General features: G+C 74.7%; 9 protein-coding genes. 5 read left to right on the forward strand and 4 right to left on the reverse strand.

Features of this window, described 5'->3' with window-relative positions:
• Nucleotides 1-55 precede the first annotated feature (55 nt).
• Complete coding sequence (locus I6A81_RS03925) at nucleotides 56-2,380, reverse strand: ATP-binding SpoIIE family protein phosphatase (RefSeq protein ID WP_203010100.1); 2,325 nt, start codon at nucleotides 2,378-2,380, stop codon at nucleotides 56-58.
• Between the two features lie 398 nt (nucleotides 2,381-2,778).
• Between I6A81_RS03925 and I6A81_RS03930 the strand changes: the two genes are divergently transcribed.
• Together I6A81_RS03930 and I6A81_RS03935 are read left to right on the forward strand one after the other, a co-directional pair.
• The gene (locus I6A81_RS03930) at nucleotides 2,779-4,734 is read left to right on the forward strand and encodes an alpha-amylase family glycosyl hydrolase (protein WP_203002347.1); all 1,956 of its coding nucleotides are present in this window, start codon (nucleotides 2,779-2,781) and stop codon (nucleotides 4,732-4,734) included.
• A gap of 61 nt (nucleotides 4,735-4,795) precedes the next feature.
• A complete protein-coding gene (locus I6A81_RS03935; RefSeq protein WP_203002346.1) occupies nucleotides 4,796-5,221 on the forward strand; it encodes a globin in 426 nt (141 codons plus the stop codon).
• A gap of 106 nt (nucleotides 5,222-5,327) precedes the next feature.
• Here I6A81_RS03935 and I6A81_RS03940 read toward each other — a convergent pair whose 3' ends face one another.
• Nucleotides 5,328-6,959, reverse strand: coding sequence for an MFS transporter (locus I6A81_RS03940; RefSeq protein ID WP_203002345.1), 1,632 nt, complete (start codon nucleotides 6,957-6,959; stop codon nucleotides 5,328-5,330).
• Between the two features lie 158 nt (nucleotides 6,960-7,117).
• On the opposite strand from I6A81_RS03940, the gene I6A81_RS03945 reads away from it, so the two are divergent.
• On the forward strand, nucleotides 7,118-7,504 hold the full coding sequence (locus I6A81_RS03945) for an ArsR/SmtB family transcription factor (RefSeq protein ID WP_307874456.1): 387 nt from the start codon (nucleotides 7,118-7,120) through the stop codon (nucleotides 7,502-7,504).
• A 123-nt stretch (nucleotides 7,505-7,627) separates the two neighbouring features.
• Here I6A81_RS03945 and I6A81_RS03950 read toward each other — a convergent pair whose 3' ends face one another.
• Nucleotides 7,628-8,311 (reverse strand): TetR family transcriptional regulator, encoded by a 684-nt coding sequence (locus tag I6A81_RS03950; protein ID WP_203002344.1) that lies wholly within the window; start codon nucleotides 8,309-8,311, stop codon nucleotides 7,628-7,630.
• Between the two features lie 163 nt (nucleotides 8,312-8,474).
• Between I6A81_RS03950 and I6A81_RS03955 the strand changes: the two genes are divergently transcribed.
• Complete coding sequence (locus I6A81_RS03955) at nucleotides 8,475-9,791, forward strand: glycosyltransferase (RefSeq protein WP_203002343.1); 1,317 nt, start codon at nucleotides 8,475-8,477, stop codon at nucleotides 9,789-9,791.
• Here the strand turns inward: I6A81_RS03955 and I6A81_RS03960 are convergent.
• Entirely contained in the window at nucleotides 9,788-10,450 is a 663-nt protein-coding gene (locus I6A81_RS03960; RefSeq protein WP_203002354.1) for a DUF402 domain-containing protein, read from the reverse strand. The genes I6A81_RS03955 and I6A81_RS03960 overlap by 4 nt on opposite strands.
• Nucleotides 10,451-10,638: 188 nt before the next feature.
• Here I6A81_RS03960 and ettA point away from each other — a divergent pair, with 188 nt between their 5' ends.
• On the forward strand, nucleotides 10,639-12,321 hold the full coding sequence (ettA, locus tag I6A81_RS03965) for an energy-dependent translational throttle protein EttA (RefSeq protein ID WP_203002342.1): 1,683 nt from the start codon (nucleotides 10,639-10,641) through the stop codon (nucleotides 12,319-12,321).
• Nucleotides 12,322-12,399 lie beyond the last annotated feature (78 nt).

The following is a 12,399-nucleotide window of genomic DNA, read 5'->3' on the forward strand; positions in this document are numbered from 1 at the left end:
GGACCCCGCCGCGGCCGGTGGCCCCTTACCGGTGGCCCCTTGGCCGTCGGCGCCCTCAGGCGTCGTTCCGGCGGGCGTCATCGCCGGCCGGAGCGCAACGCAGCAGGTCGAGGTCGAACCACACCCGTTTGCCGTCCGGGGTCGTCTGGATGCCCCAGGCGTCGGAGAGCGCCTCCACGAGCAGCAGTCCCCAGCCCGACTCGGCCTCCGGGTCGCCGCGCGCGGCCCGGCCGGGCTGGGGCAGCGCGCCGCCCTCCCGGTCCTCGACGCTGATCCGCAGCCTGGACGGCTCGGCCCAGACCCGCACGGTCAGCTCGCTGCGGGCGTGCTTGATCGCGTTCGTGCAGATCTCGCTGACCAGCAGCGCGGCGTCATCGGCCCGGCCGAGGGCCCGCTCGCCCACCGCCGCCCGGACCGCGGTCCTGGCCTGCCCGGCCGAGGCCCCGACCGGCGGCAGCGACAGCTCCAGAAGCGGCGGCTCGGCCGCCTGGGTCGTCAGCACGAGCAGGGCCGTGTCGTCGTCGGTGTCCATCGGCAGGTCGGCCGCGAGCAGGCTGAGCTCCAACAGAGCGCGGGCGGCGTTGTCCGGCCAGCGCCCGTCGTCGAGGTCGACGGTGTCCGGGCCCGACCAGCTGCGGACGGAGAACCCGCCGCGGGAGCGCCGCCGCCGGTCGCCGCCGCGGCGGCGCTCGATCCCGCCAGGCGGGCGTCCAGGGCCGGGCGCCCGCCGGTCCCGCTGGGCGCGCCGGTCCCCGCCGGTCCGTCGCTCCGGGCCGGCCCACTGGCCCTCGTTCGGCACCCTGCGGTCCACCAGGGCGTCGTCGGCCGGGTCGGCGGACTGCCCAGCCGGGGCTACTGCCCCGCCCCTCCCGGCCGGGCCGGTGCCCGTCGGGGCCGCCGACCCGGCCGGGTGCCGCCGCCGGGCCGCGGCGAGATCGGCGCGGCGCGAGTCGGTCCGCCGCCGCGCGAGCTGCCCGGCCACGCCGAGGCGCAGCAGGTCGAGGCCGTCGACGAGCGGGCGGCGGCGCGACTCGACCAGGCCATCCGTGAAGAACACCAGGCTGGAGCCCGGCGGCAGCTCGACGGTCGTCTCCACGTACTGGGTGCCGGCGGCGACGCCGAGCGGCAACCCCGGGTCGAGCTCGACATAGTTCGGGTCGCTGTCCGGAGGCACCCACAGCGGCGCCGGATGGCCGGCGCCGGCCAGCACGATCCGGGCGGCCCGCCCGTCGCGCGCCGCCGCGCCGGGCTGCTCGTCGCGCGAACCGGCAAGGGGCGTCCCCGGACGTGCCGGCTCGTAGATCCCGTACAGGCAGGTGGCCAGCGGCAGGCCGGGCAGCGAGCAGACCATCGTGTCCAGGCGCGCCAGCAGGTCGGCCGGCGGCCACTCCTCCAGGGCGTAGGCCCGCAGCGCGGCGCGCAGCTGGCCCATCACCGCCGCGGCGTGCAGCCCGCGCCCCATCACGTCGCCGATCGCCAGCCCGACCCGGCCGTCGGCGAGCGGGATGACGTCGTAGAAGTCGCCGCCGACCTCGGTGCCGGCGGTGCCCGGCCGGTACTCCATCGCCACCTCGGCGCCCTCGAGCGCCGGCGGGTGGGCTGGCAGCAGCGAGCGCTGCAGCGCCCGGCCGGCCTCCTGGGACTCGAGGAACATCCGGGCGTTCGCGAGCGCGAGCGCCGCCCGGCGGGCCAGGTCCTCGGCGAGGGTCTGGTCGACCTGTGTGTAGGCCTGCCCGCCGGGCACCCGGCTGACGGTCAGCGCGCCGATGACCCGGTCGCCGTAGGGCATCGGCACCGTGATCGACGGGCCCCAGCGCAGCTTGTGGAATTTCGAGTACTGGTCGTCGTCCGGGAACAGCCCGCGGCGCAGCTCGCCGGTGACGTCCTGGATCCAGTACGGCTGGCCCGTGCGCAGCACGACCCCCGGCGGGATGTCGGCGGAGAGCCGGGCGGGGTGGGTGGCGATGACGGCACGGATGAAGGCGGCGGCCTCCGGGTCGACGTGGTCGACCGCGGCGAGGTCGACCACGTCGCCCTCGGGCGCGCGCAGCCAGAGCATGACGCCGTCCCCCAGCCGTCTCCTGGCCAGCGCCACGATCAAGTTTATGATCTTGTAAGGCTCCAGCGAGCCGCCGAGCTCCAGGCTCGCGTCGGACAGGAACGACAGGCCCTCCATCGCCGCCCGGGCCTCGGCGTGCCAGCGCGGCCGCCGGCGCGCCGACTGGACCACGTCCCACAGCGCGCCCAGGCCGCCCCGCCGCGTACCCGGGGCGCCCCGGGGGCCGTCGCCACGCGGGCGGGTGGAGCGGCGCGCCGGCCGCTGGTTCCCGGGCGCCGCCTGCCAGGGCGCCGGGTAGCCGGTCCCCCGCGCCTGGCTCACCGGAGCGGGCTCGTCCGCCGCCCACCACGGACGCCTCGACAGGCCGGTCGCCCCGGACAGGGCCGCCGAGGGGGCAAACGCCTCCGATGTCCACGCCAGGGGTCGCGTCCCGCCACCAGCAGCCTCCATCTGCGGACTCTCCGGATGCGACTGATAGCGAGCAGTCACGTCATCCACTCGCGAAGTGTAGTTCAGCCACTCCAAAGCACGCTTGGCGAGTGCATCCACACCAGGTGCCCCAGCGGTACGCCAGAACCCCGGAGCCACCGGGACGGCGGGGAGTCCGGCGCGCCAGGACATCGGTCGACCTGAGCGGTCCCGGCGACGACCAGAGTGGGTCCGGCGACGACCTCCGGGTCCCGGCGACAGGCCCCGCGCCAACGGCTTGAATGACCAGAATGAGGCCTGTGTCATGGGCGCCAGGGGCGGGCCCTCCCGACGGCTGGTGGCGTGACGCCGTGTTCTACGAGGTGTACGTCCGCGCGTTCGCGGACGCGGACGGCGACGGGGTCGGCGATCTCGACGGCGTCCGCGCCCGGCTGCCGGCGCTCGCGGATCTCGGCGTCGACGGCCTGTGGCTCACGCCGTTCTACCGGTCGCCGATGGCCGACCACGGCTACGACGTCGCCGACCACCGCGACGTCGACCCGTTGTTCGGCGACCTCCCCGCGTTCGACGCGCTGCTCGCCGAGGCGCACCGGCTGGGGCTGGCGGTGCTCGTCGACCTGGTCCCGAACCACTCCAGCGACGCCCATCCGGCCTTCCAGGCGGCGCTCGCCGCGCCGCCCGGCGACCCCGCCCGACACCGGTACCTGATCCGCCCCGGACGGGGCGCGGACGGCGCCGACCCGCCCAACAACTGGATCTCGGTCTTCGGTGGCTCCGCCTGGACCCGGCTCGACGAGGCCCGCCGCTTCCCGCCGGCCAGCCAGCCGACGGCCCCGGCGGCTCCGACGGCCCCGGCGGCGGCGTCCGGCCCGGCCGAGTGGTACCTGCACCTGTTCGCGCCCGAGCAGCCGGACTGGAACTGGTCCGACCCCGCCGTGCGGGCGGACCACGAGGCGACCCTGCGGTTCTGGCTCGACCGCGGCGTCGACGGGTTCCGGATCGACGTGTCGCACGGCCTGGTCAAGGACGGCGAGCTGCGCGACAACCCGCCAGGCCCGCCGGCCACGCCGGAGACCGGCTTCCGCGAGAAGCTGGAGCCTCATGCCTGGGACCAGGAAGGGGTGCACGACGTCTACCGCTCCTGGCGGGCGCTCGTGGACGACCGCCGGCGCGCCCGGACCTCCCAGATCACGACCTCCCGGATCGACTTCGTCGATCCGGCAGGGACCCCGTCCGCAAGCTCCGCCGATCCGGCAGGAACCCCGGGCCGCGAGCGGGTGCTCATCGGCGAGACGTGGGTCGCCGAGCCCGAGCGGCTGGCCCGCTACGTGCGCCCGGACGAGCTGCACCTGACGTTCGCGTTCTCGTTGCTCACCGTCGGCTGGTCGGCGCCGGACTGGCGCCGGGCGATCGACGACGGCCTCGCCGCGACCGGCACGGTCGGCGCGCCGCCGGCCTGGGTGCTCGCCAACCACGACGTGGTCCGCCCGGTGACCCGCTACGGCGGCGGTGCCGCCGGCGTGGCCAGGGCCCGCGCCGCGCTGCTGACGCTGCTCGCGCTGCCCGGCGTCGCCTTCCTCTACCAGGGCGACGAGCTGGCCCTGCCGCAGGTGGACGTACCGCCCGAGGCCCGCCAGGACCCGGTCTGGGAGCGGTCCGGGCACACCTCCCCCGGCCGCGACGGCTGCCGCGTGCCGATTCCCTGGTCCGGCGACGAGCCGCCGTTCGGCTTCGCCGCCCCCGGCGTCCGCCCCTGGCTCCCGCAGCCCGCCGGCTGGGCCGCCCTGTCCGTCGAGGCGCAGCGGGCGGACCCGTCGTCCACCTGGCGGCTGGTCCAGTCCGCCCTGGCGACCCGCCGTGGCCTGCGGGAACGCCCCGACGGCGTCGTCCGGCTCCACTGGCCGCGGGTTCCGGACGGCGTCGTGGCCTTCAGCCGCCTCGTCATCGTCGCGCCCACCCGCCCGGGCGGGTCCGCCGCCTTCGCGGCGCTCGCCGACGCCGCCCGGGACACCCTCACGAGCGAGCTCGCGGCGGCTGGCCACGCCGGGCCGCCGCCCACCGGCCCGGGCGTCGGGCTCCTGCTGGGCTGCGTGCTCAACACCGGGGCCGAGGCGCGCTTCCACGTGAACGGCCGTCTGCTGCTGGCCAGCGGCCGGGTCGAGCACGACGGCGAGACCCTGGTCATGCCGCCCGACACCGCCGCCTGGATCATCAGGGCACCCGTCAGGCACGGCGACCCGGGGTGAGACGGAGCCGTCCGGCGGACCACTCCCCCGGCGGACGCCGGTCAGTGGGCAGAATGGAGGGGTGAGCCGACAGCCGTCGCCCGCCGAGCCGACCCCACCCTCCCCGGCGCGGCCCACCGAGTCGTTCTTCGAGGCCGTGGGCGGTGAGGAGACCTTCTCCCGGCTGGTCGCGCACTTCTACGAGGGAGTCGCGGCCGATCCGGTGCTGCGCCCGCTCTACCCGGAGGAGGACCTCGGCCCCGCCGAGGAGCGGCTGCGGCTGTTCCTGATCCAGTACTGGGGCGGTCCGTCGACCTACGGCGACCGGCGTGGTCATCCCCGGCTGCGGATGCGGCACGCGCCGTTCGCGATCGGTCCCGTCGAGCGGGACGCCTGGCTCGCCCACATGCGCGCCGCGGTCGACTCCCTGGGCCTGCCTGCGGACAAGGAGGAGACCCTGTGGGGCTACCTCGTCTACGCCGCGAACTCCATGCAGAACCGCCCCTGAGCGGTCCGTCCGCCGCCGTCCCGGGGCCGGTGACCCGGCTGGGACGGCGACGCGGCTGGGACGGCGACGCGGCTGGGACGGCGACGCGGCTGGGACGGCGACGCGGTCAGCCACGGGCGGCGGCACCGGCCGCCCCGGTGGCACCGGCCCCGGTGGCGGCCGGCCCCGTGACGACCGACCCAGTGACGACCGACCCAGTGACGACCGCCGCCGCGGCCCCGCGCGGCAGCAGGAGCGTGCCGACGCCGGCGAGGGCGATCCCGACAAGATCGAAGACGAGTGCCGCGACCAGGCCGTCCGCCGGCCCGCCCCGGGCCGCCGCCGCGAAGAACACGGTGCCCACCCCGGCGACGCCGAGCGCCGCCGACGCCTGCTGGGTGGTGGCGAGCAGCCCGCTGACCGCCCCGCTGACGTCCGCGGGCGCCCCGGCGAGGACCGCGGCGACAAGCGCCGGAACGATCAGGCCGTTGCCGACGCCGATGGCCAGCAACGACGGCACCAGCTCGGCGGTCGTGACCCCGGCACCGTCGGTCGCGACCATGGCCAGCAGCCCGGCCAGGCCCACGCCGCTGATCACGGCGCCGGCGGTGAGCGTCCGCGGGCCGAACCGGGCCACCAGGCCGCGGGCCGCCATGGACGACAGCGCGAACGCGATGCCCATCGGTCCGAACACGAGTCCCGCGTTCAGGGGCGAGCGGTGCTGCCCCTCCTGCAGGAAGATCGTCGCCGCGAGCAGGAAGCTGCCGAAGAACGTGAAGAACCCGAAGCTGACCAGCAGCCCGGCGATGGTGCGGCGCGACCGCAGCACCATCGGCGGGACGATGGGGTGGCCACCCGTCCGGGCGAGGCGGACTTCCCAGCGGCCGAAGGAGACCAGCACCAGGACGCCCGCGCCGAGCGCCAGCCAGGTCCACAGCGGCCAGCCCTCGTCCCGGCCCAGCGTCAGCGGGACGAGCACCAGCCCGAGCCCCGCCGCGAGCGCCGCGAGCCCCAACCGGTCCAGCGGCTCGGGCCTGGTGGCCTTCGACTCGGGCAGCAGCCGCCACACCACCGCCATGGCGACGATCCCGATCGGCACGTTCACGAGGAAGATGGGCCGCCAGCCGAGGCCGAGGACGTCCAGGTCGACCAGCAGGCCGCCGATGACCTGCCCGGACACCGCGCCGAGGCCGACCGTGACGCCGTAGTACGCGAACGCGCGCGCCCGCTCCGCCGGCGGGAAGATCACATTGATGATGGCCAGCGCCTGCGGCACCATCAACGCCGCCCCGACGCCCTGCGCCAGGCGCCCCGCGACCAGCGTCGCCTCGCTCGGGGCCACCCCGCACAGCGCCGAGGCCGCGGTGAACAACGCCATTCCGGCCAGGAACAGCCGGCGCCGGCCCGACCGGTCACCCAGCCGGCCACCCGTGATCAGCCCGGCCGCGTAGGTGAACGAATAGCCCGCGACGACCAGCTCGAGGCCGGCGTTCGACGCCCGCAGGTCCTGGCCGATGCTGGGGGCCGCGACGTTGACGACGAAGATGTCGAACAGCGACATGAAGGTGGCGACGAGGACCGCTGGCAGCACCCGCCACCGCCGTGGGTCCGGCTCCGCGGGCTGGGTGGCCCGGGCCGCCCGGGCGGGGCCTGGGCGCGCGGGAACGGCGACCGGGGGCACGCCGGTTGTGGCGGACGGCGGCGATGTCGGTGACGGGGCACCCGCGGGCGTCGGCTCGTCGACCCTGGTGGAGGCCATCAGGCTCCCTCGGCTCTTAGTTCGAAATCCGTCGAACTAAGCGAAGTCGCCCGGGATGCGCGGCATTCCCGGGAACCACGGCGTGGGCAGCGCGGTTGTCCGTTGTGGTTGTCTCGTAGCCGGGCGCTCGCCCGGAGGAACGCGGGGAGGTGGGCGCGGTGGACACCGCGACGGCCACGCTGCCGATGCCGGCGCCCCAGGACCTCGACCTCGTCGCCGTGCTGGGCGCGCTCGCCGACCCGGCCCGCCTCGAGATCGTCGCCGCGCTCGCCCAGGTGCCCGAGGCCGCCTGCGGCCAGCTGCTCGAGGGCCGGATGGCCAAGTCGACCCGCAGCCACCACCTGCGGGTCCTGCGCGAGGCCGGCGTCATCGCCGTGCGCGCCGAAGGCACCTACAAGTTCTCCCGGCTGCGCCGCGACGACCTCGACACCCGCTTCCCGGGCCTCCTGGACGCCATCGTGACGGGCGCGCTCCCGGTGGTGGGCGGGAACCCGCCGGCCGCGGGTCCCCTGGGGCGGGCCGCGGCGGCCCCACGCACCCAGTAGCGATCCGGAAAGGCCGGACGCCCGGCGAGCCCGCCCCCGTCCGCCCACGCCCCACGCGCGGCACCGAACGTCGCTGGCACCGGGCCGGGCACGCCACCGCGCACCCGGCGGCGAAGCCAACCCTCAGGCGGGGGCCTGGTCAGCGGACTGCCGCGCCGCGAGCACCGCGTCCGCCATCGCCCTGGCAAGCCAGTCCTCGAACTCGTCGGGCGTCCACCCCCGGTCGGCGGTGAGCCGGCGAAACAGCTCGGGAGCGGTGAGCGCCCAGAGCAGGTCGCCGGCCCGGCCCACGGTCAGCCCCGGGCGCAGCGCGCCAGCCCGGGCCAGGACGGCCGCGAGCCGGCAGGTGCCGGTCAGCCGTTCCTGCTCGGTGACCGCGACGAGGGCGCGCAGGTCCTCGTCGCCGGCCTGCGCGCCCGCGAGGATGACCGCGTACAGGTGACCCAGCCGTTCGTTGATCAACCGGCCGATCCGAGCGTAGATCACCAGCGCCCTGCGCGGGTCGGCCTCCGCGACCAACGCGCGGAACTCGGGCCGCTCGGCCAGCGGCACCGGCTCGTCGTCGCCGACGAGCGTCACGTCGTAGAGCCGCTTGGTCAGCGCCGCCTTCGTCCCGAACGTCTTGTAGATCGTCTGCGCCGACACCTCCGCCTCGGCCGCGATCGCCGCGATCGACACCCCGGCGTAGCCCCGCTCCAGCAGCAGCCGCTCGGCCGCGGCGAGGATCCGCCGTTCGGTCACGCGGGCCTGCTCCCTGCGCAGCGGGCTGTCGTAGGGCCGACTCGTCCGGACCTTGAACTCATCCATTCGGTGTACACATACTAAATCCAATTGAGCGTCGCTCACTCGAATCCATGTCGACGATGAAGCTACCCGACCCACCGGGCGCGGACCCCATGCCGCGCCCGCCGCCCTTTTCCCCGCCATCGCGCCACGCACCGCCGCCATCGCCTGCTCGAGGAGAACCGTCATGGCCCGATTCCTGTTCGCCACGGTCCCCGCCGTCGGCCACACCCTGCCCGCGCTTCCCATCGCCCGTGCCCTGCTCGAACGCGGCCACGCCGTGCGCTGGTACGGCGGCGTCGCCTTCGCCGACAAGATCACCGCCGTGGGGGCGAGCTTCCACCCGATCACCGATCCCGACTTCGACTACAGCCTGAACGGGCTGGACCAGCACTACCCGCGACGCAGGGAGCTGTCCGGGCTGAAGAAGCTGCAGTTCGACATGGTGCAGGGGTTCTCGAAACCAGTGCCCACCCAGGTACGGGACCTGCGGGCCCTGTTGCGGGACGAGCCGGCCGACGCCGTGATCGCCGACACCGGGTTCATCGGCGGCGTCCTCCTGCGGGAACTGGGCGGACCACCGCTGGCCGGGTTCGGCGTCAGCATCCTGCCCTTCACCAACAGGCATCTCGCGCCCCTCGGCATGGGCCTGGCACCGGCGAACGGCCCGCTCGGCCGGCTGCGCAACCGGGCGCTGGCCGGCTCCATCCGACGGGTGCTGCTTCGCCCGGTAACGGCCGAGCTCAACCAGACCCGGCGCGGGCTCGGCCTGCCCGAGTCGTCCGCCGCGATCTTCGACTACCCGCTGGCCACCCAGCTCTACCTGCAGTTCAGTGCGCGCGGCTTCGAATACGACGTTCCTGACGTGCCCAGCCAGGTCGCCTTCGTCGGTCCGCCGCGCCAGCTGGACGACCCCGGCTGGCAGGCGCCGGCCTGGTGGCCCGAGCTGTCCGGGCGGCGGGTCGTCCTCGTCAACCAGGGGACGGTCGCGACCGACGCCGACCAGCTGATCCGGCCCGCGCTGGCCGGGCTCGCGGGCGAGGACGTGCTCGTCGTCGCGGTCACCGGTGGCGCCGACCCGGCGGGCCTCGCGCCGCTGCCGGCGAACGCCCGGGTGGAGCGGTACATCCCGTTCGACCGGCTGCTGCCGCACGTCGACGTGTTCGTCACCAACGGCGGCTACGGCGGCGTGCAGCTCGCGCTCGCGCACGGCGTCCCGATCGTCGGCGCCGGCCGGACCGAGGACAAGATCGAGGTCAACGCCCGGGTGGCCGCGGCCGGCGTCGGAGTGAACCTGCGCACCCAGACCCCGGAGCCGGACCAGATCCGCGCGGCCGTCGCGACGGTGCTCACCGACTCCCAGTACGCCTGGGCCGCGCGCCGGATGCGGGACGAGATCGCGAAGGCGGGACGCGAGAGCCGAGCGGCCGACCTGCTCGAGCAGCTCGCCGGCGGGGCGGCGACGCCGGTTCCGGCTGGTACCGGGGCGGTCCGGTTCGGCTAGCCGAGCGGCCGCGCCGGGAAGCCGCCGGGGCCGGCCGCGCCTCCCCGGGCAGTCCTGGGCCGGTCCCAGCCGGGCGCGAGCGCGGCCGGCAGGCGGCGCCAGGCCGGCTCCGGGCGGAAGTCGTGCCAGGTGCCGTCGAACGGGAAGAGGCCGGCCTCGACGTCCCTGATCAGCCGCTCGCCCTCGGCGCGGACCGCGGCGGCGTCGCGCACCCAGTAGCGGTCGGGGAAGGCCAGGCGCTCGGCGAGCTCGTCCTCGTCCTTCCACTCCCAGGTGCGGTCCGGCCAGACCCAGATGTCGAGGTCCTGGTCACAGCCGTCGATCCCCGCCAGGGCGCCGTCGCGCCAGCGGACGACGGGCTCCTCGAGGTTGACGTACCAGGCGTCGAACCTGCCGCGCCAGTCCCAGAACCACCAGACGGTGTGCGCGCGCCCCGGCGGGATCAGCATGAAGACGTCCGGGCCCCACCAGGTGGTCGGGGTGAGCACGGTGGACTGCTGGAGCCACTCGGCGAACGGCATGTCCCGGATGCCGCGGCCGTCCACACTGTCGCGGCGCACCGCCGGCCCGCCGTGGGGGATCCACAGCCGCAGGCCGCGCTCGTCCTCCTCGACGACGACGCCGGTCCGGACGAGCACCAGCTCGTCATCGGTGAACATCCGGTGTAGAACGACCTCGCCCGGCTCGAACGGCACGTCCAGTTGATCCACAACGGGACCATAGCGCGCGCCCGGCAGCCACCGCGCCCGCGCAACCGGCCGGCAATATCGCGGTATTCCTCGCCACTGGGGCGGCGCCGGATCACCGCCTCGCCAGCCCCGGCGCGCGGACCAATAGGGTTGACGGCATGGCGCAGTACGTCTTCCAGATGCGCAAGGTGCGCAAGGCCCACGGCGACAAGGTCGTCCTCGACGACGTGACCCTCTCGTTCCTGCCTGGAGCGAAGATCGGGGTCGTCGGCCCGAACGGGGCGGGGAAGTCGTCCCTGCTCAAGCTCATGGCCGGGCTCGACCAGCCGAGCAACGGCGACGCGACCCTCTCCCCGGGCTACACCGTCGGCCTGTTGTCCCAGGAGCCGGTGCTCGACGAGACCAAGGACGTCCGCGGCAACGTCGAGGACGGCGTGGCCGAGATCCGCGCGGTCCTCGCCGCCTACGAGGCGATCAACGAGAAGATGGCCGACCCGGACGCGGACTTCGACGTGCTCCTCGCCGAGCAGGCCAAGCTGATCGACAAGATCGAGGCCGCGAACGCCTGGGAGCTCGACAGCCAGCTCGACCAGGCGATGGACGCGCTGCGGCTGCCGCCGGGCGACGCCGACGTGTCCAAGCTCTCCGGTGGTGAGCGCCGCCGGGTGGCGCTGTGCCGGCTGCTGCTGGAGGCGCCCGACCTCCTGCTGCTCGACGAGCCGACCAACCACCTGGACGCCGAGAGCGTCGCCTGGCTGGAGCAGCACCTGGCCCGCTACGCCGGCGCCGTGCTGGCCGTCACCCACGACCGGTACTTCCTCGACAACGTCGCCGGCTGGATCCTCGAGCTCGACCGCGGCCGGGCCCACCCGTACGAGGGCAACTACACGACCTACCTGGAGAACAAGGCGGCCCGGCTCAAGGTCGAGGGGCAGAAGGACGCCAAGCGGCGCAGGGTGCTCGCCCAGGAGCTGGAGTGGGTCCGCTCCAACCCGAAGGCCCGCCAGGCCAAGAGCAAGGCCCGGCTGTCCCGTTACGAGGAGCTCGCGGCGGAGGCGGACAAGTCCAGGCCGCGCGACTTCGACGAGATCCAGATCCCGCCGGGCCCGCGGCTGGGCAACCTGGTGATCGAGGCGAAGAATCTCACCAAGGGCTTCGGCGACCGGGTGCTCATCGACAACCTGTCGTTCAGCCTGCCCCGCGGCGGCATCGTCGGGATCATCGGGCCCAACGGCGTCGGCAAGACCACCCTGTTCACGATGCTCACCGGTGCGGCGACGCCCGACTCGGGCGCGCTGACCGTCGGCGAGACGGTCGACATCTCCTACGTCGACCAGGACCGTTCCGGCCTGGACGGGAAGAAGAACGTCTGGCAGGTCGTCTCCGACGGTCTCGACCACATCATCGTCGGCAAGGTCGACTTCCCGAGCCGGGCCTACGTGTCGTCGTTCGGCTTCAAGGGCCCGGACCAGCAGAAGCCGGTCGGGGTGCTCTCCGGCGGCGAGCGCAACCGGCTGAACCTGGCGCTCACCCTCAAGCACGGCGGGAACGTGCTGCTGCTCGACGAGCCGACCAACGACCTCGACGTCGAGACGCTGCGCTCGCTGGAGGACGCGCTGCTGGAGTTCGCCGGCTGCGCGGTCGTCATCTCCCACGACCGCTGGTTCCTCGACCGCGTCGCCACCCACATCCTCGCCTGGGAGGGCGACGATGAGAACCCGGCCAAGTGGTTCTGGTACGAGGGCAACTTCGCCGACTACGAGAACAACAAGATCGAGCGGCTGGGCCTGGAAGCCGCCCGCCCGCACCGCCTCACCCACCGCAAGCTCACCCGCGACTGATCCTCTGGCGCCGGCGGCCCACCCGCCACGGGCCGCCGGCCGGCCACCCCGGCCACGGGAAGGGATCTTGGGCTCGAG

This window comes from Frankia nepalensis (assembly GCF_016786325.1).
GTDB lineage: Bacteria > Actinomycetota > Actinomycetes > Frankiales > Frankiaceae > Pseudofrankia > Pseudofrankia nepalensis.